The organism is Terrimonas ferruginea DSM 30193, assembly GCF_000425585.1.
In the GTDB taxonomy this organism is placed as follows: domain Bacteria; phylum Bacteroidota; class Bacteroidia; order Chitinophagales; family Chitinophagaceae; genus Terrimonas; species Terrimonas ferruginea.
Genome location: NZ_KE384400.1, coordinates 292,480 through 317,962, shown reverse-complemented (window position 1 = coordinate 317,962; position 25,483 = coordinate 292,480). Strand labels below are relative to the sequence as shown.

General features: G+C 48.6%; 23 protein-coding genes. 15 read left to right on the top strand and 8 right to left on the bottom strand.

The genetic code is table 11. The features are described from left to right. Position 1 precedes the first annotated feature (1 nt). Positions 2 to 697 (top strand): hypothetical protein, encoded by a 696-nt coding sequence (locus tag H608_RS0117720; protein ID WP_155990235.1) that lies wholly within the window; start codon positions 2 to 4, stop codon positions 695 to 697. Positions 698 to 708: 11 nt separating this feature from the next. Here H608_RS0117720 and H608_RS0117715 read toward each other — a convergent pair whose 3' ends face one another. Genes H608_RS0117715 through H608_RS22855 form a run of 3 tightly spaced genes read right to left on the bottom strand, consistent with a single transcriptional unit; the run spans position 709 to position 2,894 of the window. Further along, a complete protein-coding gene (locus tag H608_RS0117715) occupies positions 709 to 1,125 on the bottom strand; it encodes an EamA family transporter (protein ID WP_028788858.1) in 417 nt (138 codons plus the stop codon). A 55-nt stretch (positions 1,126 to 1,180) separates the two neighbouring features. Next, entirely contained in the window at positions 1,181 to 1,864 is a 684-nt protein-coding gene (locus tag H608_RS0117710) for a LytR/AlgR family response regulator transcription factor (protein ID WP_028788857.1), read from the bottom strand. Next, on the bottom strand, positions 1,851 to 2,894 hold the full coding sequence (locus tag H608_RS22855) for a sensor histidine kinase (RefSeq protein WP_051268429.1): 1,044 nt from the start codon (positions 2,892 to 2,894) through the stop codon (positions 1,851 to 1,853). The genes H608_RS0117710 and H608_RS22855 overlap by 14 nt, the downstream gene beginning before the upstream one ends. A 186-nt stretch (positions 2,895 to 3,080) precedes the next feature. Between H608_RS22855 and H608_RS0117700 the strand changes: the two genes are divergently transcribed. The 6 genes from H608_RS0117700 to H608_RS0117675 all read left to right on the top strand — a co-directional run bounded on the left by H608_RS0117700 (position 3,081) and on the right by H608_RS0117675 (position 10,861). Further along, positions 3,081 to 3,866, top strand: coding sequence for a DUF3108 domain-containing protein (locus tag H608_RS0117700; protein WP_155990234.1), 786 nt, complete (start codon positions 3,081 to 3,083; stop codon positions 3,864 to 3,866). Between the two features lie 659 nt (positions 3,867 to 4,525). Further along, complete coding sequence (locus H608_RS0117695) at positions 4,526 to 5,425, top strand: NAD(P)/FAD-dependent oxidoreductase (RefSeq protein ID WP_028788855.1); 900 nt, start codon at positions 4,526 to 4,528, stop codon at positions 5,423 to 5,425. A 92-nt stretch (positions 5,426 to 5,517) separates the two neighbouring features. After that, the gene (locus H608_RS0117690) at positions 5,518 to 5,823 is read left to right on the top strand and encodes a hypothetical protein (protein WP_162142895.1); all 306 of its coding nucleotides are present in this window, start codon (positions 5,518 to 5,520) and stop codon (positions 5,821 to 5,823) included. 57 nt (positions 5,824 to 5,880) lie between these two features. Further along, positions 5,881 to 8,199, top strand: coding sequence for a TonB-dependent receptor (locus H608_RS0117685; protein WP_028788853.1), 2,319 nt, complete (start codon positions 5,881 to 5,883; stop codon positions 8,197 to 8,199). Between the two features lie 38 nt (positions 8,200 to 8,237). After that, positions 8,238 to 8,807: a hypothetical protein gene (locus H608_RS0117680; protein ID WP_028788852.1), complete on the top strand. Its 570-nt coding sequence runs from the start codon at positions 8,238 to 8,240 to the stop codon at positions 8,805 to 8,807. A 137-nt stretch (positions 8,808 to 8,944) separates the two neighbouring features. Next, on the top strand, positions 8,945 to 10,861 hold the full coding sequence (locus tag H608_RS0117675) for a tetratricopeptide repeat-containing sensor histidine kinase (protein ID WP_028788851.1): 1,917 nt from the start codon (positions 8,945 to 8,947) through the stop codon (positions 10,859 to 10,861). Here the strand turns inward: H608_RS0117675 and H608_RS0117670 are convergent. Then, positions 10,841 to 11,476: a response regulator gene (locus H608_RS0117670; protein WP_028788850.1), complete on the bottom strand. Its 636-nt coding sequence runs from the start codon at positions 11,474 to 11,476 to the stop codon at positions 10,841 to 10,843. The genes H608_RS0117675 and H608_RS0117670 overlap by 21 nt on opposite strands. A 148-nt stretch (positions 11,477 to 11,624) precedes the next feature. Between H608_RS0117670 and H608_RS0117665 the strand changes: the two genes are divergently transcribed. The 4 genes from H608_RS0117665 to H608_RS0117650 are packed head-to-tail and all read left to right on the top strand — an operon-like array spanning position 11,625 to position 15,566. Next, on the top strand, positions 11,625 to 12,353 hold the full coding sequence (locus tag H608_RS0117665; RefSeq protein ID WP_028788849.1) for a carboxypeptidase-like regulatory domain-containing protein: 729 nt from the start codon (positions 11,625 to 11,627) through the stop codon (positions 12,351 to 12,353). A 25-nt stretch (positions 12,354 to 12,378) separates the two neighbouring features. Beyond that, positions 12,379 to 13,164: a hypothetical protein gene (locus H608_RS23820; RefSeq protein WP_051268426.1), complete on the top strand. Its 786-nt coding sequence runs from the start codon at positions 12,379 to 12,381 to the stop codon at positions 13,162 to 13,164. Positions 13,165 to 13,198: 34 nt separating this feature from the next. Further along, positions 13,199 to 14,215 (top strand): hypothetical protein, encoded by a 1,017-nt coding sequence (locus tag H608_RS0117655; protein ID WP_028788848.1) that lies wholly within the window; start codon positions 13,199 to 13,201, stop codon positions 14,213 to 14,215. Positions 14,216 to 14,219: 4 nt separating this feature from the next. Continuing rightward, complete coding sequence (locus tag H608_RS0117650; RefSeq protein WP_028788847.1) at positions 14,220 to 15,566, top strand: T9SS type A sorting domain-containing protein; 1,347 nt, start codon at positions 14,220 to 14,222, stop codon at positions 15,564 to 15,566. Between the two features lie 207 nt (positions 15,567 to 15,773). Here the strand turns inward: H608_RS0117650 and H608_RS0117645 are convergent, their stop codons facing one another. The 4 genes from H608_RS0117645 to H608_RS0117630 are packed head-to-tail and all read right to left on the bottom strand — an operon-like array spanning position 15,774 to position 20,742. After that, positions 15,774 to 16,535 carry an SDR family NAD(P)-dependent oxidoreductase gene (locus tag H608_RS0117645; RefSeq protein ID WP_028788846.1) on the bottom strand — a complete coding sequence of 254 codons (762 nt, stop codon included), beginning with the start codon at positions 16,533 to 16,535 and terminating at the stop codon, positions 15,774 to 15,776. 32 nt (positions 16,536 to 16,567) lie between these two features. Beyond that, on the bottom strand, positions 16,568 to 17,398 hold the full coding sequence (kduI, locus tag H608_RS0117640; protein ID WP_028788845.1) for a 5-dehydro-4-deoxy-D-glucuronate isomerase: 831 nt from the start codon (positions 17,396 to 17,398) through the stop codon (positions 16,568 to 16,570). A 10-nt stretch (positions 17,399 to 17,408) separates the two neighbouring features. Continuing rightward, complete coding sequence (locus tag H608_RS22845) at positions 17,409 to 19,697, bottom strand: polysaccharide lyase 6 family protein (protein ID WP_162142894.1); 2,289 nt, start codon at positions 19,695 to 19,697, stop codon at positions 17,409 to 17,411. Between the two features lie 7 nt (positions 19,698 to 19,704). Next, entirely contained in the window at positions 19,705 to 20,742 is a 1,038-nt protein-coding gene (locus tag H608_RS0117630) for a LacI family DNA-binding transcriptional regulator (RefSeq protein WP_038008940.1), read from the bottom strand. 319 nt (positions 20,743 to 21,061) lie between these two features. Between H608_RS0117630 and H608_RS0117625 the strand changes: the two genes are divergently transcribed. The 4 genes from H608_RS0117625 to H608_RS22840 are packed head-to-tail and all read left to right on the top strand — an operon-like array spanning position 21,062 to position 25,480. After that, on the top strand, positions 21,062 to 21,817 hold the full coding sequence (locus H608_RS0117625; RefSeq protein WP_028788843.1) for an SDR family NAD(P)-dependent oxidoreductase: 756 nt from the start codon (positions 21,062 to 21,064) through the stop codon (positions 21,815 to 21,817). A 48-nt stretch (positions 21,818 to 21,865) separates the two neighbouring features. Next, entirely contained in the window at positions 21,866 to 24,046 is a 2,181-nt protein-coding gene (locus H608_RS0117620) for an alginate lyase family protein (RefSeq protein ID WP_155990233.1), read from the top strand. A gap of 34 nt (positions 24,047 to 24,080) precedes the next feature. Next, positions 24,081 to 24,431: a cupin domain-containing protein gene (locus H608_RS0117615; protein WP_028788841.1), complete on the top strand. Its 351-nt coding sequence runs from the start codon at positions 24,081 to 24,083 to the stop codon at positions 24,429 to 24,431. A gap of 5 nt (positions 24,432 to 24,436) precedes the next feature. Next, the gene (locus H608_RS22840) at positions 24,437 to 25,480 is read left to right on the top strand and encodes a right-handed parallel beta-helix repeat-containing protein (protein WP_051268423.1); all 1,044 of its coding nucleotides are present in this window, start codon (positions 24,437 to 24,439) and stop codon (positions 25,478 to 25,480) included. Positions 25,481 to 25,483: the final 3 nt, after the last annotated feature.

Genomic DNA, 25,483 nt, shown 5'->3' with positions numbered 1-25,483 from the left:
CATGCAAACGACTTCTTGTATCAGATATATAACGGCGGTTTATATTTTTCTATTGACCACACAACCCATGCACGCGCAGGTAAACAACTGGTCGGCAGGCAACAAAGAAAAGCAGCATATCGTGGGGACCACATTCGGTGCGGATTTCGGCGTGGTATCCTCTTTTGTTTACGGATATAAAACGCGGATGCTGAAACGTCCGGTAATTACGGGTGTCGAATGTTCTTTTCCCTATGGGGAAAAAAAGATGGACGACTGGAAAGTAAAGGCAGGCGGGCAGATCAGGGTGACCGGAACAGGGCCCTGGGCTCTCTCGGCACGAGTGCAGTTTGTAACGCGACGATACCAGAATGATCTGGTAAGAATGGTTGGTTTTGGAAGCGACCTGGCACTTACGGGCGGTTATTACAAACGCAGGTGGTTTGCAGCGGCGGAAGCAGGGTTTGATAAAGCGATTGTGACGCAGCTTCGTCACACGGAAAAGATGCGCGAGAATTATGCGGCAAGAGACGGCTGGTACATGGCGACTGGTGGTAATTTTTATTATGGCGTGCAGGCCGGCTTTCATGCGGGTCGTCGCTGGTTGTTTTACCTCCGCGGTGGTAAAATGATGGAGCAGGATTTAAAACATTCTCCTACATTACCACTATATGGGCAGATCGGAATCAACCGGGCATTTCATGCCGGAAAGAAATAGCTGTTGGCTGTTCATTTTATCACCAGCACCATCGTGCCGGCAATAATCAAACACGCACCCACTGCGGTTTTGAGGGTAAACGACTCGCCCAGAAAAATGAATGCCAGCAACAGGGTGAGTGCCACACTCAGTTTATCCACCGGTGCTACCTGCGATACGGGGCCAGTCTGCAGCGCTTTGAAATAAAAGAGCCAGGACAGCCCCGTAGCCAGCCCGGAGATCACCAGGAAGAAAATAGTGTGTTTGGATAAATGACTGATGCCTTTTGCTTCGCCGCGTACCGCAATGATGCTCCATACCATTACCAGGATGACGATGGTCCGGATGCCTGTTGCCAGGTTACTATTGATATTGGCAACCCCCAGCTTGGCAAAGATGGCTGTCAGCGAAGCAAAGAATGCCGATAAGATCGCGTATACCCACCACATATCTTTTTTCTTAAAGGTAAAGATCTTTCACGGTGCATTTTTAAGCGTTCCTGTGTCAGAGCGTAATGCGTGCCCGGTACGACTTACCGATGGGAATAGAATAAGCGCCGAGATCCAGCCTGGTTTTGGAAAAAGCAGTGATCTTGTCCATTGATACGATGAATGAACGATGTACGCGTTGAAACATGGGCTGGGGTAACATCTCTTCCATTTCCATCGTGGTGATCTTGGAAATGTATTCACCGCCGGTCGTAACAACCTGTACATATTCACGTTTGCTTTCCACATAAAGGATCTTGTCGAGTTCCAGCCGGATCTTTTTCCGGTCTACGGGCAAAAGAATGCTTTCAGGAAGTTTGGCCGTATTGACAGGTAAGCCTGATAAGGATGGGATGGCTTTGGTGACGGCCTGGCTGAACCGGGTAAATGATACCGGTTTGATCAGGTAATCTCTTACGTTTAACTCATAGCCTTCCAATGCGTATTGATGATAAGCCGTAGTCACAATCACCGCCGGCGCGCGATGCAGTGTACGCAGAAAATTGAAGCCCTTGATACCGGGCAGATGGATATCAAGAAAAAGAATATCTGTTTTTTGTTCCTGCAAAGGAATCAATGCTTCCATAGCAGTGCGGTAATGTCCGGTATACCGTAACTGCGGTATTTGCGCAATGTATTCCTGTAGCAGTTGCGCCGCAAGCGGTTCGTCTTCAATAATGATACAATTATAAACTTGCATGTGACGAAAGGTTGATGATGAGTGAGGCGTTAAAAGAATCCGTTCCCGGTTTAAGATCGAGTGAATAATCTGTATACAATAATCGCAGGTGTTGCTGCAGGTTATGCAGCCCTATGCCACGGTAACCGGAGTGTGGCAGTTCCTCAGTTGAATAAGAATTTTTTACTACAAAATACAGGTGTTGCTCTTTTATGCTCAGGTTGATGTAAACAAAAGGGCGATGCTGTGTTTCCGACGCACCATGTTTAAAAGCATTTTCTACCAGGGGCAGCAGAATCAGCGGGGGAATCAGTGCATTTTTATTTTCCAGGTCATGCGTAAAGTTCAGCTCAAGCGAGCCATCATACCGGAGTTTCTCGAGTTGGAGATAATCTTCGATGATGGAAATTTCTTTTTGAACGGGAATGCGGTGCGCACTTGTTTCGTAGAGCATATACCGCAACAGGGTGGACAATCTCAGGAGACTTTGCGGTGCTTTTTCGGAGTTCTTGCGTGAGAGTGCATATATATTGTTCAATGTATTGAAAAGAAAATGCGGGTTGGTCTGTGACTTCAGGTAATTAAGTTCGGATATTTTTCTTTCTACTTCGAGTTGTTTGTGGGCAAGGCGCAGTTGCACGGAATCGATATAAAGACGGATCGACGCAAAGTAAGCCAGGCTGAAAATTTCGAAGATAAGCGTGCGGGCAATAAAATCGGCGCTGCGGAGATCGCGCGGATCGTTCTGTAAAATATTGACCATACCTCCCAGCCATATCCAGCCAATATAACCAACTGTCATGAGTAGCAGGGATGATAGTACCACAACAAGAAAAAGCCATTTAGTGCGTCGTTGCCGGAGCAAGGGAAAAGCAAAATGATACAATGTAAAACCGGTGGCGCCGATATAAAGAACCTGCCAGAGATAGTACTTGAAACCATCCCAGAACTTCTGCATACCGGCAAACTGCAGCACGATCACCCAGAATCCCAGGTAGGACAGAATGATCAGAATACTTGTGAACCAGGACTTTTTTAGGATGCCGTTCATTGGAAACAATTTGCCGTTCGTAAATTATGCGATTTCCGCTTTCTGCAATGCAAAGAACCATCGCGCTCTATCAAAGGTCTACGAAAACAAGATTTGGGTCTACTAATAATGTTGAGCAAGGGTAATTGATTTTCATTTTCTTCTTGACCGGTACAGGGCTTTTATTCAGGTTTGTAAAAAAATAACATGCTTAAGAAAAAGACAATGGCGATGCTTGTTTTGGCAATTGGCTGCTTTGTAACCAATGTGTCTGCCGGCGATACTATCCGCGTTAACCGGGGAATGCTGGAAACGGCCGCCCTGAAACCGGGAGTCAATCATTACTTTGTTTATATCAAAATGGATAAAGATAAACCTTCATCTTATCAGCACATATGGACAAGAAAAGTGACCCGGACGTTGCTGAATAACCGGCCTGTAATAAATATCTATCAATCCTGGGAAGACCAGGACTCTGTATTGCATACGGCTTCGTCTGGCAATGATGCGGCGACCATGGAGCCGCTGCAACACCAGTTCTGGTGGAAAAATACAGGAATGGTAGAGGTTGATTTTTTACAGAAACGTATCCGGGAAAATGCAAAAGAGATTTCACAGAAAGACACTGCCGCCATCACCAAGAAGCGCTGGAATGCTTTTGTTACGGCAAAAGACTCATTTTGCCTGAACTGGCACCTGGACCTGGAAATCTTTCCGCTGCTGCCGTTCCGCGAGGGTGCCGTCTTCGAAATTCCGTTTTATGACCCCGGCACTGCTGCACCACTGACCAAAGCGCATTATACAGTCGCCGCTTCGGAAACACTCGAAACATTTGACAACTGGAAAGTGGATTGCTGGGTACTGACCCATACGGAAAAAGGCAACCAGGAAAAATTCTGGATCAGTAAACGTACCAGGGAAGTGATTAAGATGGAGCAGTTGATCAATGATAAGATATACCGGTATAAGATTAAGCTGGATTATAAAGGCTGAGGGAGTAAGGTGTAGGGTGTAAGGTGTAAGGTTGCCTGGGTTCGGGTCCTCACGAACCAACAAAAAACGGGGTGTTGCAAATTGCCGGACACGAATTCACTGCGTTAGTGAGAATGCTCCCACTTTCCTCCTTGGTTCGTGTATACACGAACCAACAAAAAACGGGGTGTTGCAAATTGCCAGACCCGAATTCCGGTGCGTTAGTGAGAATGCTCCCACTTTCCCCCTTGGTTCGTGTATACACGAACCAACAAAAACGGGGTGTTGCAAATTGCCGGACACGATTCCGGTGCGTTAGTGAGAATGCTCCCACTTTCCCCCTTGGTTCGTGTATACACGAACCAACAAAGCGGAGTGCCTCATATCGCAAGACGCGGTGCGTGAATACACGCACCGGGGGATGCTCATGTTCCCACCGCCCTTGGTTCGTGTATACACGAACCAACAAAGCGGAGTGCCTTATATCGCAAGACGCGGTGCTGTGCATAATACACGCACCGGGGGCGATGCTCATGCTCCCACTTTCCCCTTGGTTCGTGTATACACGAACCAACAAAACGGAGTGCCCCATATCGCAAGACACGCACAGGCAAAAGAGTAGTGCCAACCTAATAAGATTTCCTATATTTGCATCATTGTTGCATTTATAAAATCTTACAATGGACCACTCCGAAGTAATCATCATAGGCGGCAGTTATGCCGGTCTCTCCGCGGCCATGGCACTCGGCCGCTCATTGCGTAGCGTACGTATTATCGATAACGGAAAACCCTGCAACCGCTTCACGCCTTTCTCCCATAATTTTTTGCTGGGCGATGGCGTACCACCCGCTCAATTACGCGAAGAAGCACGCCGCCAGGTAGCAGCTTATTCAACTATTACATGGACAAATGCTACCGTAACAAGTGTAACCGGCGTCAATGGAAATTTTATCGTCAATACGCATGAAGGAGATTTTGCCGCAGGCAAAATTTTATTTGCCACCGGCGTGTACGATGAGCTCTCCAAACCGGAAGGGCTGGAGGCCTGTTGGGGCAAATCCGTTTTACATTGCCCCTATTGCCACGGCTATGAAGTGAAAGGCCGCCTCACAGGTATTCTTGCTTCCGGTCCTGCCGCTTTTGAAATGAGCCGCCTGCTTTTCCAATGGACGAAAAAATTGATCCTGCTGACCGACGGCGGCCCCGAACCGGATGCAGAACAGGAGAGATTGATCCGCAAACACGGCATCGACATTATCCACGATAAAGTAATACGTCTTCATCATGATAACGGACGATTACACGGCGTAGAGTTTGCCAACGGGCAGGTATTGCCACTTGAAGTAATGTATACACACGCACCAAAGCGGCAACATTGTCCGGCTCCTGAACAGTTGGGTTGCCAATTGGACGACACGGGAATGCTGGTGGTAAATGACTTCCAGGAAACAACCGTAAAAGGAGTTTATGCGGCTGGCGACAATTGTAACCCAATGCGTTCGGTTAGCCTTGCCGTGAGTGCAGGCTCCAGGGCCGGTGCGCTTATTAACAGAGCCCTTGTGGAAGAAAGTTTTATATAAATGGCCGTTTTATCAAATATTCCCTAGTTTTGCAACTAAGTAGCAAAAATTATTTGCAGAACAAATCATCCATACGGTCCTTATTAGCGCTGATGCTGTTGCTGATTTTTACGATCAGTACCACGCCACGCCGCTACTGGCACGACATCTTTGCCGGTCATACCGACACGGCGGTGTGTGATATTCCGCTTGATGGCAAATATCACCTGCGCGATACCGGTATTCAATGCGATTGCAACAAACTCGTTGCTACTTCCCCCTTCACCGAACAAGATGAGATAGCGGTCAGTGTTATTCCGCGCTCATTTTATACACCTCAACAGACGGACTGGACTTCTGTGATCCTTACCGCTGTTAATCGTGTGCATGCCCAACGTGGCCCGCCCTCACTGGGCTGATCTCCCTTTACATGGCAGCAATGAGCTGTCCACTCTTGTTTATTCAATTTTTCAGCTTTGAAGTATTTATTGTTTCTCTTTCTGGCCGTCTGGGTCGGGGAGAGCTCCGCACAAACCTGTGCGTTAACGCTATCAGGACATGCCGAAGACCTTGATACACGTGAGAAACTGGCGGCCGCTACTGTAAAGTTGCAGGAAACAGGTCAGCAGGTATTCACGGATCAGAACGGAGATTTCCGTTTTACCAATCTTTGTCCCGGCACCTATACGCTGGAGATTACGCACGTTAGCTGTGATCTTCAAACAAAACGTATTGTCCTTTCACGCGATCAGCACCTCGATCTTTTGTTGCCACACGCGCGCAAAACATTGGGGGAGATCGTGGTGGAATCACAACAACCCAAACCAGCAGGACGTCAGCAGATCACCGCCCGTGACCTGGAAGAAACGCGTGGCAAAACACTGGCCGAAGCACTCAGCCGTATCAACGGCGTAACGTTGTTGCAAACAGGTTCTACTATTTCCAAGCCTGTTATACATGGTCTGCACAGCAGCCGTTTGCTCACGATTAACAACGGCGTAAGGCAGGAAGGTCAACAGTGGGGAAATGAACACGCACCCGAGATTGATCCATTCATCGCCGGCAAATTGTCGGTGGTAAAAGGCGTGGATGAATTGCGGTATGGTTCCGATGCCATTGGTGGTGTTATTCTCGTGGAGCCGCGTCCTTTGCGCGATCAACCCGGGTATGCTGCCGAATTGAATACCGGTTATTTTACCAATAACAGGCAGTATGTGATGTCCGGTGTATGGGAGCAGCAACTGAAAAAAGTGCCGGCATTCCGCTACCGTTTGCAAGGCACATTCCGCCAGGGGGGCAATATCAATACGCCCGATTACCGTCTTAACAATACCGCCTCCCGCGAAGCGAATTTTTCAGTGACCGCAGGTTGGAAAAAGGAAAAATTCAATACCGAAGTTTTCTACAGCCAGTTCAATACCAAGATCGGCATCTTTCCCGGCTCACACATTGGCAACCTGACGGATCTTTTAAATGCGATCAATGCGGAAAAACCTGATCCTGTTTTCCTGGGCCAACAGACTTATTCGATCAACCGTCCCTATCAGCAGGTAAGCCATCAGTTAGCAAAAATAAAATCGGGCTTCTCTTTAGGTGAACATAAGTTTACCGTTTCTGTAGCAGGACAGTTCAATCACCGCCGGGAGTACGATATCGTAAGAAGTTCGTCCAACACAAGCCCGCAACTTGATCTCTCCATTGCTACATTTACCGAAGACCTGAGTTGGGAACATCCGCGTATCGGCAATTTTACCGGCATGGCCGGTGTGTCGTTCATGCAACAGGACAACAGCTACAGCGGACGTTATTTCATTCCCAACTATTTTTCCCACACGATTGGTGCCTATGCGTTGGAGAAATGGCGTAAGCATAAATGGGAATTGCAGGCGGGTGTTCGTTATGATGCGAAAAACATCGATACGCGCCGCCTGAAATTCAATGGCGATACGCTCGATTATAATTTCTCTTTCTCGACATTGGCTGCATCCGTGCAGGCGCAATACCGGCCATCTGCTCCGTGGAGCATACAGACAGGCATCAGTTTGTCCACCCGCGCACCTTATGTGAATGAATTGCTGAGCGATGGTATTCACCACGGAACGGCTACGTATGAAAAAGGAAATATTTTTCTCAAACCCGAACGTTCGCTGAACAGCACAGCCGGTGTGCGTTATGATGCACCGTCTAAAAAGTTCAGCGCTGACTGGCAGGTTTATGCCAATTATATCCATGACTTTATTTACCAGCAACCGCGTCCGGATGAACCCGTATTGACGATTGCGGGTGCGTTCCCGCTGATTGAATACACGCAGACCAATGCACTGCTGTACGGAACCGATCTGGCATTGACTGCCAAAATTCTTCCACGCCTCGAGTGGGAAGGAAAACTTTCCATTCTCTATGCCAAAGACCGTAGCCGCAACGACTGGCTGATCTGGATGCCTTCTAATCGTTATACCAATGAACTTACCTACCAGTTCAAGGACAAAGGACGATGGAAAGACAGTTATATATCGGCCAGCTGGCAGCATGTGGATCGTCAGCGGCGCGTGCCGGACGAAACAAATGGTAAACAAGACTATAAAGCACCTCCTGCCGCTTACGATCTGATAGCGCTCAATGCTTCTACTACGGTGAAAGCCGGCAATGTACCATTGACGTTTGGCATAGGTGTGCAGAACCTGCTCAATACGCGTTACCGCGATTATTTAAACAGCATGCGCTATTTCACGGATGAGCAGGGACGCAACATCGGCTTTCGCTTACGCGTGCCCATTAATAATGGCAATAAATAATAATCATACATTCTTCTCATTATTTAAAATCAACGAAAATGAAAAAACAGTTAATGAAAATTGCCTTTGCAGCATTCGCAACAGGCCTGGTATTGACCTCATGTAAAAAGGATAAGGACGAAACAGAAACAAATGATGAAGAAGTGATCACCACCATGAAACTCACCTTTGTACCCGTGGGCGGTGGCACTACGCTCACTTATCAGTTTGAGGATGCGGATGGTCCGGGCGGACTGGCTCCTGTGCAACAGGATATCGTACTGGCTCCATCAAAGACTTATAATGTGAGCGTGCAGTTGCTGAACGTTACGGCCAATCCGGTAGACGATATCACGACCGAGATCGAAGAAGAAAAAGATGCGCACCGCTTCTATTACATCCCTGCTGCAGGCAGCAATATCACGGTTTCCAATCTTGACAACGACAGCAACGGTGTGCCTGTCGGTCTCACCAGTACCTGGACCACCACTGCCGCAGCAACCGGCTCTATCCGGGTTGTACTGCGCCACTATCCCGGCAATCCTCCCGGTAAAGCCGCCGCAGATGCTGTAGACAGTCCCAAGTCCGGGACAGATATCGAAGTGAACTTCGTTACCCGCGTACAGTAATTCATTTCCTTACAAATGTTAGCCCGCCGCAAAAAACGGCGGGCTTTTTTTATGTTTTTCTTAAAGGGTAAAAGGATGGCCGGTTGTCCTATGTTTGCCGGTTTCGGCTATTTTTACGACCTGCATCCCTTACAACCATGCTTAACTCCTTATCTAAACGTTACCTGCTCCTGGTATTGCTTTGTCCGGCTTTCCATTGCTTTGGAAGTAATGACCGCGATACCACTACTGTCAATGATTTGCTGGCGCGTGCAAGAACCAGCTGGACGGCCGGCAAACTGGACTCGGCCGAGATCTTTTATAAGCAAGCCGGACAGCTCGCCCGTTCCATCGAATTCTATCCCGGCTTCCTGGAGTACACAGGCCGTTATACCGGTTTGCTTTACAGCCAGCTTCGCTTCGATGAAGCGCTTGAGGTGGCGACGGAACAACTGACCGTTGCCCGCCAGACCGGCGATAAAAGGAAAGAAGCAAATGCCTTTAACAACATGGCGCTGCAATACCAGGAAAAAGGCATGATGCGCACGGCTACCGAACACCTCGTATCGGCATTGGAGATAGCTGAACAATTGAATGAACGGCAGACGATGCAGAAATTCTATTCCAATTTTGCTTCTATTTTTTTTGAATTAAAGGATAAAGAAAAAAGCCTGCACTATGCCCGGAAGGGATATGCGCTGGCGAGGGAAATGGATGATTCGGTGCAGATTGCCAATAGCCTTGTCAATCTGGCCGTGAGCGAAGTACTGAACGGACATTATGATTCTGCATTGCTCCACAGCCGTCAGACGCTGCTGTTGCAGCATAAAACACCACAGGCCACCACGATGACGGCCTATATTAATCTTGGTGAAATTTACCGGCATTTTAAACGCTATCAGGAATCCATCGATGCATATGAGAAAGCGCGTGAGATGATTAATGAGGAAGCTTCCGACGATTACGAAGTGCGTATTCTGTCAGGACTTGCAGGTACGTATCAGGCTATGGGGCAGTTGTCACTGGCAGGGAAATACATCGATGGCGTATTGTCACTCGCGGAAGAACATTTATCTAAAATTGAATTACGCGAATTGTATAAGCAGGCCGCTGAGATCAAATCGAAATTGAACCTGCCGGCACAGGCATTTGACCTTTTGCAAAAATATACCGAGCTGAATGATTCGCTGGTGAATCATGCCACGCGGATGTCTGTGCAGGAACTGGAGATCCGTTACCAGACTTCCGATAAAGAGAAGACGCTTGCCAGGCAGGAATTACGGTTGAGCCAGCAGCACAACCAGCTTCAGCGAAAGAATGCGTGGATCGGTTTGGCGATCGCGCTTATCGTTGTCTTGATGCTGTTGGTTGCCGGTGGTTATCTTGTGCGTAAGCAAAAAAGAAAAGCCAATCAATCCAAAAGGAATGCGGCCTTGCTGCAGGCCCGGTTGCAGGGAGAAGAGCAGGAACGTACACGTACGGCACGCGAGCTGCACGATGGCGTAGGCAGTACCCTGTCTGCTGCAAAAATGCATTTGTATACATTACAGGTTGGCATCGATCAAAGCAAGGCACCGCTGTGCGGCAAAGCCGTGGACCTGGTAGAAAATGCCCTTCATGAGATCAGGAGTCTTTCGCATAACCTGGCGCCGGAAATTTTGCTTCGCGAAGGATTGGAATATGCCGTAAAAAGCTACTGTGCGCGGGTGAGCAACGATCATCTTGAGATACAGGTATATATTACCGGCCAACTACCCGGTATGCCGGAGGAATCGCAATTGCTGATTTACCGGGTTATCCAGGAAGCAGTCAATAATATCCAGAAACATTCAGGGGCAACGCAGGCGCTCGTGCAGTTGGGAATGGAAAATGATCAGCTCTCGCTGGTGATAGAAGATAACGGGAAAGGTTTTGATGCGGCGCAGCTTCGAAGCAATGGTATCGGGTTGTATAATTTATTGGCAAGAATAAAACTGCTGAATGGCGATTACCAGATCGAATCTTCTCCGGGAAATGGTACGGCCATTTCTCTTGCACTGGCAGTAAACAGGAAATCAGGAAACCAGGTTGCGTAAATAAGCTTCCCGCACAAGCCCTGCCGTATTTTTTACATCCAGCTTTTGCGAAATATTGAGCCGGTGCGTTTCAACTGTACGCAGGCTGATGAAAAGTTTGTCCGCTATTTCCTGGTTAGTATACTCTTCGGCAATCAGCCGGAGTATTTCTGTTTCGCGGCGGGTGAGCAACACCTGTGTGCTTTTTCTTTTTCCCGTAATACTCTCCGCCAGCAACATTTTCTGCAGGCGTTCGTCGATAAACTGTTCCCCTTTGGAAAGTGTATCTATTGCCTTGAGCAGGGTAGTTGGATCTGCGCTCTTCAGCAGGTAACCGCTTGCGCCATTGCGAAGCATTTTCTTTACATAATGCGTTTCTTCAAGGTTGGTCAATGCCATGATGCGCACGGCAGGATAGGTTGATGTAATACTCTTGCACAAATCGATACCATTGTGGTCCGGCATCTGTATATCGAGCAGCAAAATATCGGGTTGTTGTTGTTGCAACTTCCGGAGCAGTGTTTCTCCATTGATGGCGGTGAACAGCAATTCGCAATCCGTAAAGGTTTGCAGCATGCTTTCAAATCCTCTGATGATCAGTTCGTGATCATCTGCTATGGCTATTTTAAGTGGCATCAGTAGTGTAATAAACTGCTGCAAAGATATAGCATCCGCGGGCGTTAGATGGAATACGTAGTACTACGTAATTATTTTAATTCCGTTTTTCCCCTGAAAAGCGGCTTTGTATAGTCTGCTAGTTTTGTGGTCTAATCAAGACCATTTTATGCGATACAATTTTTTACCCATTATGCTGATGGCTGTCCTGCTGACAGCCGCCTGCAAAAAGTCTTCCGATGACGGTGGCACACGTGCTGATCGCGGAATCGTTCGTGGAACTGTTTGGGACGCCAGTGGCAATCCCCTGAGTAACGTGAGGATCATTGTCGACAACAGTATTTTTTTTAACTCCAACATTACCGCGCGCACCAACACGGCTGGTGAATACAGGATCGCCATTCCCAACGGCTCCTGGTATGCGTTTGCCCAGCATGAAGTGAGCTATCATGGAAAGCGGTTTACCTTTTATCTGCATCCGGATGAGGCTACCGGTTTTGGTGGTGAAGGAGCTATCCGGAATTTTCAATGGCGTCTGGCCGGTGAGATGCAACAGCCTTTGTCAGGCAACTATGGAGGGCTGGTAACGATTGATAATTATCCCGGAGCAGGTATTCCCGACCCGTCGGCTATTGAATTCACTTTTCAACCACTCGGCCCCTTAGTGGACGGCAGCACCATCGCCGCGTTCATTACCAGGGCGGCGGATGGTCACCAGGTAAAAGGGGTGCCGGTAGGACGTTACCGCATTTCGGCGCGATACCAGGGAAGGTCGGTGCTACTGCGCACCTGGAACACAACAGAGCGTTTCAGTGATAGTTACGAAATGAATTTTGAACCGCAAATAGCCGGGCAGTGCGACAACTGTGCAAAGCTCGAGTACTTGTACGAATCCTGATCTTTTCTTCTCCCAAAAAATAAGTATGAAATTTCTGCAATACTGGCTGCTGGCCATTGGAGGGATGCTGTGCCTTACAGGCTGCGATAAGTCCCCCGAAAATAAAGATGATTTTGAAATTGTGATTGCTCCTTCTTCGAATCAACCCGGCATCGGCGGTAGGGATGGTGATCCGGTTGGCAATGCGTGGGTATTGCCCGACGGCATCCGCATTGTACGGCGCCCGCATTATCGCTTTAACCCTTCACCGGATAACCTGTATGGCGCTTCCAATTCTTTTTATGCGGATATCAGTTTTGTGAACGAGCGCGTTGGAGGTGGTACGGTAAATGTTGAATTTCCGGCGGGGCTTATTGTGGTGAGTACGGAAGAAGGACGCTTGCAGAACGGGTTGAACATTACGCGTTTTATGGTGCCGGTGCCACCCACCATCAATGGCGGCGGTGGGCGCGATACAACGACCATATACTTAGGCGTGGCTTGTCTGAACGAGCGCCGCGGATTTCCCTGGGAAGAAAATTTCGACGCCGACACGCGCAATTACCCGATCGGCAGGGATATGTATAATCAATACGTAGTAACCACAGATCCTTCGCTGCTTAAATTGCTTGAAGAGTTTCGCGATCTTCCTGGTTTGCGGTTGACCAGGCATCGCAATCCGTGGGATGTATTTGCGGAGGACTACATAGAACCGGAATGGCAAAAAATATATTCCAAAATAGGCGACGCTGTGTGGGCCGTGACGGACCGATATGGCGTCACCAGGAAACAACTGAACTGTCTCCGCAATGCACTGAAGGCATATAGATAATTCCATTAAGCTAATTAATTAAAAGATAAACAACATGCACTTTAAACTTTTTTTCATCGCCTGTCTGCTGGCAGCAGGTTTTCTTCCCGTCAATGCAATGGTGTGGCGCGTCAACAATACAGCGGGGATACAGGCTGATTTTAAAACGCTGAACGAGTTAATTCAAAACGGACATGTATCTGATGGCGATACCGTTTATGTTGAAGGCTCTGCAGATAATTATTCGGTTTCCACATCGCTCACTAAACGGTTGATCTTTTTTGGTCCGGGTTATTTGCTCAATGAAAACTCCGGCCTGCAGGTACTTACGCTGATGGCTACTATCAATTCCATTACACTGGATTCACTTGCATCGGGGAGTCAGTTTTATGGCCTGCGCTTAAACCAGATCTATGCGGGGTCATCGGTGGACAATATTAAAATAGCGCGTTGTTCACTTTCGGTTTATTCTACCGGCACGGCGATCCCCAACACGCGCATGACCGGATGGGAGATATCGCAGAATATGCTTAATTATGTAACGTTCTCCACGGGTTTTATGCTCGACGGGCTTGTATTTCGCAATAATATCGTTACACAGAATACCAATTTTGGTGGAGGACTCAATATGCTTTTCCGCAATAATATTTTCCTGGGTCTTAACAGGATTGCGGACGCCTATGTGAGCAACAATTATTTTGCAAACATCAATGCGCCGGTCTTTGTGAACTGCACAGTGCGGTATAATATGTCGCAATACAGCAGCGCGCCTATATTAGCTGCCCTGCCGGCAAGTGCTTTCAATATCGTTGGCCGGTCGTTGGCGGATGTATTTGTCAATACCGGATCGGCTGATGCGCGCTATCAGTTGACCGCTACTTCTCCCGCACGCGGCGCGGGTGAACCGGTCAATGGCGTTACACCTGATATCGGCGCTTTTGGTACGGGCGATCCGTACCGGTTGAGTGGCATTCCCCAGATACCATCTGTGTATGCTATGAGTGTACCCGCAAACGTACCATCCTCTGCCACCTCCATGACTGTAACCCTGAGCACCCGCTCCAACAATTGATGTTATGAGAAATGTGTTTAAAAGAAATGTATTAGCAGGCGCTTCCCTGTTGATGATATTGTTTGCGGCGGCACAACCAGGTTATCCCGTATCCGGAACAAGACCCATGCTGCAACAAGCCGAATATTTTTTCGATGAGGACCCGGGACTTGGCAGTGGCAGGAGTATTTCGTTGCCTGCTCTTACGGATGTGGCATCTTTGACAGTACCGGTAGACCTTACCGGATTGCGTGACGGTGTGCACCGTCTCTATGTACGTACTAAGGATGATGCAGGACATTGGAGTTTGACGTCCACGTTTGTGTTCAGCAATATTTCAGTAAAAGATTATCCTGTAGCCGCAACGGCGGCGCCCATCAGGGAAATGGAATATTTCCTGGACAATGATCCCGGTTTCGGTAATGGTATTCCGGTTGCACTGCCTGCCACAACTGATTTGCAGGCGCATCCCGTGGTCATCAATCTTGCCGAAGCAGCTCCGGGTATTCATCAGTTGTATGTACGTACCCGTGATGAGGCAGGGCAATGGAGCCTTACCGGTATTTTCTATTTTGATAATACGCAAATGACGTCTTATCCTTCCGCCGGACCTCTGCAACCTTTATCGGATATTGAATATTACATAGACAATGACCCGGGATACGGAAATGGCAGGCTGGTGAGCTTTACTTCCGGAACGGATGTGGCCAATATCTCCTTCCAGGTGCCATTGGCTGCTATTAGCCAGGGGCCACATGTTATCCATCTTCGCAGCCGCAGCAACCCGTGGAGTCTCAATGCCTGGATGCCTTTCAACTACGGCACACCATTGCCATTAACCTGGTTGTATGTACGTGGAGAAATGAAAACGGAAGGCGCAAAGATCGATTGGGCAACCGCATCGGAGTCGCAGACAGATAGCTTTTTTATCGAGCATAGCACGGACGGACGGGCTTTCCGCGCAGTGGGCAAATTGCCCGCTGCCGGAAATAGCCAGCAAACCAGTTATTATCAGTTTACACATACACAACCTGACCCTGGCATGAACTATTACCGTATCCGTCAGACCGACGACGATAACCGGTTTACTTATTCCAATGTTATATCACTGATGAATTTGTCGGGATTGAAGGCGGCAAGTATTGCGCCCAACCCGGTAAAGCATACGCTTTATGTTGCGATACCGCAAGGCAAACGTGCCGCGCATTTAGCATTATACAATGCGGCAGGTTTTCTGTTGCTGCGCAAACAGGAGTCGGCCGGCAATTCCCTGGTACGTATACCGGTTGATCAGTTTGGAGCAGGCGTTTATGTGTTAAAGATTTTTTACGATGGAGGAGGTTTGGAATCCCTCAAGTTTGTTAAAGAGTAATAGCAGGTACCTTTAACAACAAATAAAGCCCCGTTTGCGGGGCTTTATTAATTCAAAATTCAAAAGTAAAAATTCAAAATATTTTTTGTCTGACGGCTTTCGCCTCTTGGATCTACTATCTATGTACGCCAGTGCAGATGTCCGGATCAAAAGCCTCTCTTGTATTTCATTTTCAAATTTTCAGACTTTCAAATTTTCACATTTGTATTATCTGCCCATCCATCCGCCATCTACGGTAATAATGGAACCATTCATATAATCTGATGCGGGAGAGCTCAGGAATACAAATGCTCCGGCCATGTCTTCGGGTGTGCCCCAGCGGTTGGCTGGGATACGTGCGAGGATGGCTGCATTGCGCTCTTCATCCGCACGGAGCTGCGCCGTATTGTCTGTGGCAATATATCCCGGAGCCACACCATTGATGTTGACGCCTGATTTGGCCCATTCATTGGAGAAGGCTTTCAGCAGTGAGGATACCGCACCTTTGCTCGCTGCATAACCCGGCACATTGATCCCGCCCTGGAAGGAAAGCAATGAGCAGGTAAATACGATTTTTCCTGCGCCTTGTTCCACCATGCGTTTGCCTATTTCACGTGTGAGAATGAATTGTGCATTGAGGTTGATGTTGATGATCGTGTCCCAATATTCATCAGGGTGTTCGGCCACCGGCGCGCGCATGATATGCCCGGCATTGTTGATGAGAATGTCGATGCGCGGATGATCGGCTTTTACTTTTTCAATAAATGTATACAGCGATTCGCGGCTGCTGAGATCGGCCTGGTAAGCGTAGAACTTACGTCCTGCACCGGTTACGGCCTTCTCCAATGCGGAACCTGCGGGTTCCAGCTTGCTGCTTACACCAATGATATCGGCTCCCGATTCTGCGAGCGCTGTAGCGATCGCCAATCCAATGCCCCGGCTGCTGCCTGTTACGAGGGCCAGTTTACCATCTACGCGGAAATTGAGCATGTTTTCTTTTTTTATAAAAGATGGATGATTGTTTATTGAAGTTCCTGCACATTTACGGGGTCCATGTCTGTAAAGGCCATGTTCTCGCCGGCCATTGCCCAGATAAATGAATAGCTGGCCGTAGCGGTGCCGCTGTGGATGCTCCAGCTTGGCGACAGGATGGCCTGTTCGTTGTTCAGGAAAATGTGGCGCGTTTCATGCGGCTGTCCCATGAAGTGGATGATACGCTGACCTTCGGGCAGATCGAAGTAGAAATAAGATTCCATTCTGCGGTCGTGGAGATGCGCGGGCATCGTATTCCAGATACTTCCTTTTTTGAAAGTGGTTACACCCAATACCAGCTGGCAGCTTTCGATGCCATCCATATGGATGTATTTGTTGATCGTGCGGTGGTTGTTATTGTCGAGGCTTCCCAGTTCGGCTGGCAATGCTTCGGCAGGTTTCATCAGGCGTGTGGGACATTCTTTATGAGCAGGGCAGGAGAAGAAGATGAACTTCGCCGGTGCGTCTGCTGCTGCGCTTTCGAATGTGATGTTTTTTTTGCCTTTGCCAATATAAAGACAATCCTGTTTTTCCAGATCGTAGGCTTCGCCATCAACTGTGATGCGGCCATTGCCGGCAATGTTGATGATGCCGATCTCGCGGCGGTCGAGGAAGTTTTCTGATTTCAATTGGTCATAAGTGCCAAGCTTGAGAGAACCTTTAACGGGATAAGCTGCTCCCACGATCATGCGATCGTAATGCGTATAGGCACATTCGATTTTGTCGGCTACCACCAGGCTTTCCAGCAGGAAACGGTCGCGTATCTGCTGCGTGGTATAACGGACAAAATCTTCGGGATGTACCTGGTGAATAATCTTCATGCTATTTTTTTTAATGTGAATTGATCGTGTTATTGGTTTCGGTGACAAAGCCATTCTTCTGCAATTCGCCGGATCCGGTGAGATTGTTCTGTGCGAAACGGTGACGCGCTCTTACAATATCCTTATAGCTGATCAGCGTTGCCGAAGGGTTGGCATTGGTAAATTGGTTGGCAAAGATATCGGTTATCTGCACGCCTGTGAACACAAATAAAGGCGCGTTGTCCGGCGCTTTGCAATCCGTAATGCTGTTGCGGCTGAAGGTCAGTTGCGGCCCGAGCGTGCTTTCATCGTTGCCGCCACGGTATACCTGCAGCAGGATGCCGCGTTGTTTTTCAAATATATTCTGGGAAATGGTAATCTTTTCCGCATTGTAGTAGCCTTTATCGTCTTTCTCTTCATCCATGATGAAGCCGCGGCACTGGTTGTTGGAGAAAACACTGTTACGCACCACGAAACTGTCGGCCAGCATCGATTTATAGGCATAGAAAATGCTGGTACAGCCATTGGCATCCGAAAGATTGCGTACCGCGCTGTTGCGGATTTCGAGGTTGTAATGTTGTGCACTGCCTTCGTGATTGCTGGCAATGAAATGAGTAGCTTTTACGCCCGCGCCATCGAGGCGGATCTGCTGCAACACAAGATGACCATTGCCAGCAATTTCAAAAGCGCTGCGTTGGCCTGCCGGTGTAGTGATATTGACAAACTGATTGGCGCCGGCGGTGAAACGTGCGTAGCTGCCGATCACAAACGGACGCGTAAGATCGTATTGTTTGCCGGTCAGTTTTATAATTACAGGGCGATTTTTTTCCAATGCTTTGTACACATCATCGGCCGTGCGGCAATTGACCGTAATGGCAGCAGGCTGCTTGCCGGTTGCGTTGATTTTGATCCACGGCGCGCCACAGGTGGCAATGTTTTTACGCAATTGCTGAATCAATCCGCCGTCTCTGAAACCAACCTGCTCGGAGAGTGGGTGACCCAAACGCTGGCTGGCCACCTGCTGCAGCGAATCGCTCAACGTAGCCATCTGGTTCATCGCCGGTAAGGGCAATGCATACAACGCATAGCTCTTCCCGTTGAAGGGTGTTTTGGCAAAGCCGTTGTCGACTTCCTGTTTTACATTTTTATTGACGGTATTGCCGGCGAAATTGAAACCATTCGTGGCGTCGAATGCGCGGTAAATAAGCGAGTCAGTGTTATTGTAAAAAATATTGTTGACCAGCCATACATTGTCAGGTGGCAATGTTCTTTCGGCATCGCTGCCTTCACAGAAAGAAGCGGGTGTGCAATCGATAAATGTGTTGTTGGCGATCACCGCGTCGGTCACCTGCACATACCGGTGTGCCGGTGAGTTGGGAATGCCGTTCATCACAGAAAGCGGTGAGCGGAAATCGACACCGCGGCATTGATAGAAATAATTGTTCACCACCCATTGACCTTTGTTGATCACGCGCACACCACCGGTTCCGGGCTTGCCATTTCCCAGGAACAAATTATCGGTAACGGTATTGTTATCGCCGTGGCGCAATACCACGCTTCCCTGTGATTCTTTGAAAACATTGCCGCGTACCACGTTGCCGCCGGACTTGATGGAAACGATTTCCGTTTCGCCATCACAGTATTCAAAATAGTTGTCGGTGATTTGTGTGTTGGAATTGAACTGGCAGTGTTGTGAAACGCCGACACGGATGATCTCGCCGGAATTGGAGCCCAGTGGCGGGCGGCGGCCGAAATGGTTGTGATCGATGGAGTGATGGTTTTCGCGGCTGCGGTCGTCATCGAGAATGACGGCCAGCAATACGCCCATGTTCTTCTTGTCGCGGAAGCTGCAATGGTCGAGACGGTTGTTTTTTCCGGAGAAAGAGATCCAGTAGTTCTCGTCCATGCGGCGGGGATTGTTGAAGTCGTTGATCACCGTGTTGGTTACGCGGCAGTTATTGGCCACCGTGTTTTTGTTGGCGCGGAAATCGATCACCGGGTTGCTGCCTGCAAAGCCATTTTCAAAAAGCCAGCCATCGACAATGATATAGGAACCGCCGATCTTGAGCCAGGAGTTGCCGGTGAGGCGTACTTTACCGGCTGTTTCCGCTTTGAAAGTGATCGGTTGTTTTTCAGTGCCTTCACATTTGAGCGTAAGGCGGGTATCTTTCCATTCACCGTTTTTCAGGATGATCACATCGCCGGGCTGCGCTTTGTCAGCGGCGGTTTTCAGTTCAGCGGGCGTTTTTACAATGATGGTTCCTGCATACAGGGCAACACTCATTAACAAACCGGTAAGGACAGACAACAATCGTATCATAGTTCGTTTATTTAGTTCTTCCATTTTTTGTTACAATTCGTTGGGATGATTCGCGGACGATCAGTTTTACTTTCAGCACTTCTTCCACGTGACTCATGTCGCTTTCATTGTGCATCGTCTCGATAAAAAGTTTGGCGGCGATCTTTCCGAGTTCGAAGGCCGGTTGATCCACGGAACTGATGCCGGGCGTTACCAGGCTCACAACCGGTTCGTTGTTGAAGCCGACAAGTCCGATATCCTGCGGCATGCGCAATCCTTTTTCCTTGATGGCAAGCATGGCGCCGATGGCCATGCGGTCGCTGATCGTGAAAATGGCATCGGGTCTTTTTTTCATCTGCAGCAATTCCTGCGTGGCGAGGTAAGCGTAGTGCTGATTGAAATCACAATAGATGATGAGATCCTGGTCCGGTTTCATCTTGTATTTTTTCAAGGCACGCAAATAACCGTCGAGCCTTTCATTGCTGATACCGAGATTTTTAGGTCCGGCAAGAATGGCGATGCGTTTATAACCTTGTTCGATCAGGTGCTCGGTAGCCTGAAAACCGCCGTCTTCGTTGTCGATACGTACACCCGGCGCCTGCAGGAAGGGCGTCATGCGGTCAAATACGACCATCGGCATTTGCTTTTCCTGGATTTTGCGAAAGTGATCGAACACTTTTGTTTCACTCGAAACGGAAATGATGAAACCGTCCACCAGGCTGTCGAGCAGGCGGCGCATGTTAACGATTTCACGTCCGAATGATTCATTACTCTGGCAAACCATCACGGTATAACCGGCTTCCAGCGCCACTTCGTCTATGCCTTTGACCATCGTGGCCAGTACATAATCCAGGTTGGGAACCAATACACCGATGTTGTGGGTTTGTTTCTGTTTAAGGCTCAGCGCGAGCTTGTTCGGCTGATAGTTGAGTTCTTCGGACAACGCCATTACCGCTTTGCGCGTCTCGATATTTACATCCGGTGCGTTGCGCATCGCGCGCGATACCGTTGAAATAGAGATGTTGAGCTGGCGGGCAATGTCCTTGATTGTAGCGGGTTTGTTCATATGGCAAAAGTCATCAGGCGATAAAGCTAGGATAAAGATGGTTACGGAAATCCCGGTAGCGTTGCCGGTAACGTTATCGGGAATTAATTTTTGTATTTTCTTAAATTGCGGACCCGTTTCGATTGATTTTTTCTATCAATCCGGCGGATTATTAAAAAATTTCCAGAACCGGATAAAAAAGCTACCGGCACAAAACGGCTTAATATTACAACGGAAAGTTTGCCATTCGATCCATTCTCCTTCTTCTGTTAAAAGAGCCGGCGGGATATACTGGCAAACTGACCGGTATTATTTTACTCTTTAATTCTGTTCAATCAGTATGTATTCATTAAAAGGAAAAGTAGCGATTGTAACCGGTGGTGGCCGCGATATCGGACAGCAGGCTTCGCTGAAGCTGGCTGCGGCCGGCGCTAAGGTTTGTGTTAATTATTTCGGTAGTAAGGAAGCTGGTGACGAAACCCTGCGGCTGATCAAAGAAGCAGGTGGTGAAGCCATCGGTGTGCAGGGCGACATGACCAAAGCGGAAGATGTGGCCAAACTGATCGAAGCCACCGTGACTGCATTTGGCCAGGAAATTCATATTGTAGTGAACGTAGCAGGTGGTATCCTGGGTCGTAAGCTGCTCGGTGATCTGGACGAAGAATTCTGGGATGCGGTTATGGCGGTGAACCTGAAATCCGTTTATATGGTAACTAGAGCTGCACTGCCACATATTCCTTCTGGCGGAGCCATCGTAAACTTTGCTTCGCAGGCAGCCCGCGATGGCGGCGGTTTTGGTGCGCTCGCTTATGCTACCGCAAAAGGTGGTGTGCTTACACTGACCCGTGGCCTGGCAAAAGAACTCGGTCCGAAAGGTATCCGTGTGAACTGCATTTCCCCGGGTATGATCAATACTACTTTTCACAACACATTCACCAAGCCTGAAGTGCGCGCCAATGTGGCGGCGGCCACTCCTTTGCGCCGTGAAGGTGAAGCGCGTGAAGTAGGTGATCTCGTGCTCTTCCTGGCCAGCGATGCTTCCTCTTTCATCAACGGTGAAAGTGTGGAGATCAATGGTGGAACTTATTTTGCATAACCGGTAACGGCCGGTAGCCATACCGGCCGTTCCTTAATACTGTTTGCTTTGCGATTGCTGATTGCCTTTATCTTTTTATCCTTTGCTGGTGCCGTACAGGCGCAGCACCCGGTAACCTTTCTCAACCGTCAGGATGCGCTGGACGTACGGATGGGACTCAACCGCTACCCGGTTCTTACATCTTCTTACAACAATATCAAGTCGCAGGTAGATGCGTGGCTCGGAAAGGACGTCGACGTTCCTTACCCGAAAGACCCTGCCGGTGGTTATACACACGACCGTCACAAAGCCAACTACATACTGATGTTCAACGCCGGTCTGTTATATAATATAACAGGCGATCGCCGTTATGCCACATTGGTAAAAGACATTTTATTAAAATACGCCGTACTAAACCCGGCCTTGTCCAAACACCCGCAGGCGACAAGCAGTTCACCCGGACATATTTTCTGGCAGGCGCTCAATGATGCCAACTGGCTGGTGTATGCAGGCATTGCGTATGATCTCGTGCACAACAGTCTTACTTCGGCCGAGCGCAAACGCATAGAAGAGGGCGCTTTCAAACCGGAGGTTGAGTACCTCACCAAAGATCTCGCTTCCTGGTTTGATCTGATTCACAACCACGGTGTGTGGGCCTGTGCAGGTGTGGGCATTGTTGGTATCGCTACCGACAACAAGGATTATGTGGACATGGCGCTTTACGGCACAAAGAAAGACGGGAAAAGCGGATTCCTGGCACAACTCGACGGACTTTTCTCTCCCGATGGATACTATACGGAAGGACCTTATTATGTGCGTTATGCCATTCTTCCTTACTATCTTTTTGCCAACGCACTGCATCGTTCGAGACCAACGCTTGGCATCTTCCGCCACCGCGACAGTATCCTGCGCAAAGCTCTGCTCGCCGGACTGCAGCAGACAAATCTCGACGGAACATTCTTCCCGCTCAATGATGCGTTGAAAGAAAAAGATTATACCACCAATGAACTGGTAACAGCAGTAGACATTGCCTGGGATGTATACGGACGCGACAGCGCATTGTTGTATGTGGCGGGTAAACAAAACCAGGTATTGCTCAGCCGTGGCGGAGCATCTATTGCCAAAGAAATGGCCACTTCCAAAAAAATGCCGGACGCCTATCCTTATCGTTCGATTGAATATACCGACGGTGTAAAAGGTGATGAAGGCGGCATAAGCCTGCTGCGCGCGGGAGCCGGTAACGATCTGACAACCCTGATCTATAAATACTCCGCTCATGGTCTTTCACATGGCCATTTCGATAAACTCAACTTCAATCTTTTTGATAAAGGAAATGAGATCATCAGCGATTATGGTTCCGTGCGTTTTATTGGTGTAGAACAAAAATACGGAGGGCGCTATCTGCCGGAAAATACAAAGTATGCATCGCAGACGATTGCGCATAATACCCTGGTGGTAGACGAGAACAGCCATTTCAACGGAAAAGAAGAAATCGGTGAAAAATATCATTCCGATAAAGTATTCAGCGATATCAGCAGGAAAGCGGTACAGGTTGTAGCGGCTAAAGAAGAAAATGCTTACAGCGGTGTGAAGATGAATCGCACGCTGTATCTGCTGGATATGCCCGGCGGACAAAGACTGGTGGCCGATCTGTTCAAGGTAAAATCTGCGGCAAAACACCAATACGATCTGCCATTCCATTACAAAGGTCATCTGATCAGTGCGGGTACGAAATACGAAGCATTCACCCGTCAACAGCAGGCTTTGGGTGAAAAGAACGGTTATCAGTTTTTGTGGAAAGAGGCGCAGGCAAATGTAAACGATACGCTGGCGCAACTGACCTTCCTGAATGGCCGTACATATTATAGTATCTCCTCACTCATTCGCGGTAAGGCTTCTTTGTTCTTTACGCGTTCGGGAGCCGGCGATCCTAATTTCAACGTGCGTCACGAACCTTCTTATATCATCCGTCAGCAGACCGATAATGCCACTTTTGTAAACGTGGTGGAGATACACGGCAAATTTGATCCCGTAGCTGAATTTTCTTCCGGCGCTTATTCCGCCGTTAAACAGATCAAACTGCTCACCGATACGGAAGCGTATACGGTTGCGGAAATCATGATAGGAGGGAAGCGGTTGCTGATCGCTCAGGCCAATGCCGATGCGAAAGCAGGCACGAGACATCAATTGCCCGACGTTGGCAACTGGCAGGGCCCGTATGCTGTATGGTACGACGGCAAACAATTATAATAATCAAAAATTAAATCATAACAAACCACACAAAATGGGAACTAGCGAGACAACTGTAAAGGTGTTTATTGAGGACAACGAACTGGATTGGGAAATCGTGGGCGAAGGTGTGAAACGCAAGATCATGGCTTACGACGAAAAACTGATGTTCGTGAAAGTGTCGTTCGACACCAACGGCATCGGTGTATTGCATCAGCATTATCATTCACAGATCACACACGTGGAGAGCGGTGTATTTGAAGTGGAGATCGATGGTGTGAAAAAAATTCTGAAAGCCGGTGATGCCTACATCATTCCGCCAAATCTGCTGCATGGCTGTGTATGCCTGGAAGCAGGTGTATTGATCGACATGTTCAGCCCCATGCGCGAAGACTTTATAAAATAATCAACATGACTCATCTCTTTTCCCTGATCATTGCAGCAGCATTGCTGGGTTGCGCCAAGAGTAATACTCCTTCCGGCAGCAACGAGCCTGTAACACCGGCTCCCGTTGAGCAAACGGCCAGTGCTCCTTTGCGTACAGTGCACGTAAGTACGGCATCGCAACTGAAAGCCGCATTGCTCGATGCGCGTCCGGGTGATGATATCATTCTTGCCAACGGCACCTACAGCGGCAAGTTTGTAGTGGCCGCGGGAAAAGATGGTACCGCTGTCAACCCCATCACTTTGCGCGGCAGCCGCCAGGCAGTGCTGGATGCCGGTAGCATTCAAACCGGTTATGTACTGCACCTGCAATCTTCTTACTGGATTGTAAAAGGGATCACACTGACCAATGGCCTGAAAGGATTGATGGCAGATGGCATCCGCAATTGCGAGATCGACAGTCTTGCCGTTAACAACATCGGTGAAGAAGGTATTCACCTCCGCAAATTCAGCGCCCTGAATACGGTGCGCCGCTGCACGGTATCGCATGTAGGCCTGAAGACACCTGATTATGGCGAGGGCATTTATATCGGTTCTGCTAAAAGCAATTGGGCCAGCTATACCAATGGCCAGCCCGATAAATGCGATTCCAACCAGGTGCTTAACAACCATATTGGTCCGAACGTAACGGCGGAATGTATCGATGTGAAAGAGGGTACAACCGCGGGCATTATCCGTAATAATTATTTCGATGCCACCGGTATCACGGGTGCCAACAGCGGCGATAGCTGGATCGATGTAAAAGGAAATAACTACCTCATTGAAAGCAATACAGGATTTAATCCCGGCGGCACCATTTTCAAAGACGGTTACCAGGTACATGTGGTGCTTTCAGGCTGGGGCAACAACAATATTTTCAAAAGCAATCAGTGCACCGTCAATACCGCAGGCTATGGATTCAATATACAGTTGAGCGGCAGCAACGGCACTACAACAGGAAACAAGGTTTACACTTCCAATACAGTTTCGGGAGCAGGCAGCGGCGTGGCAAACATTCCGCTGACGAACTAACCG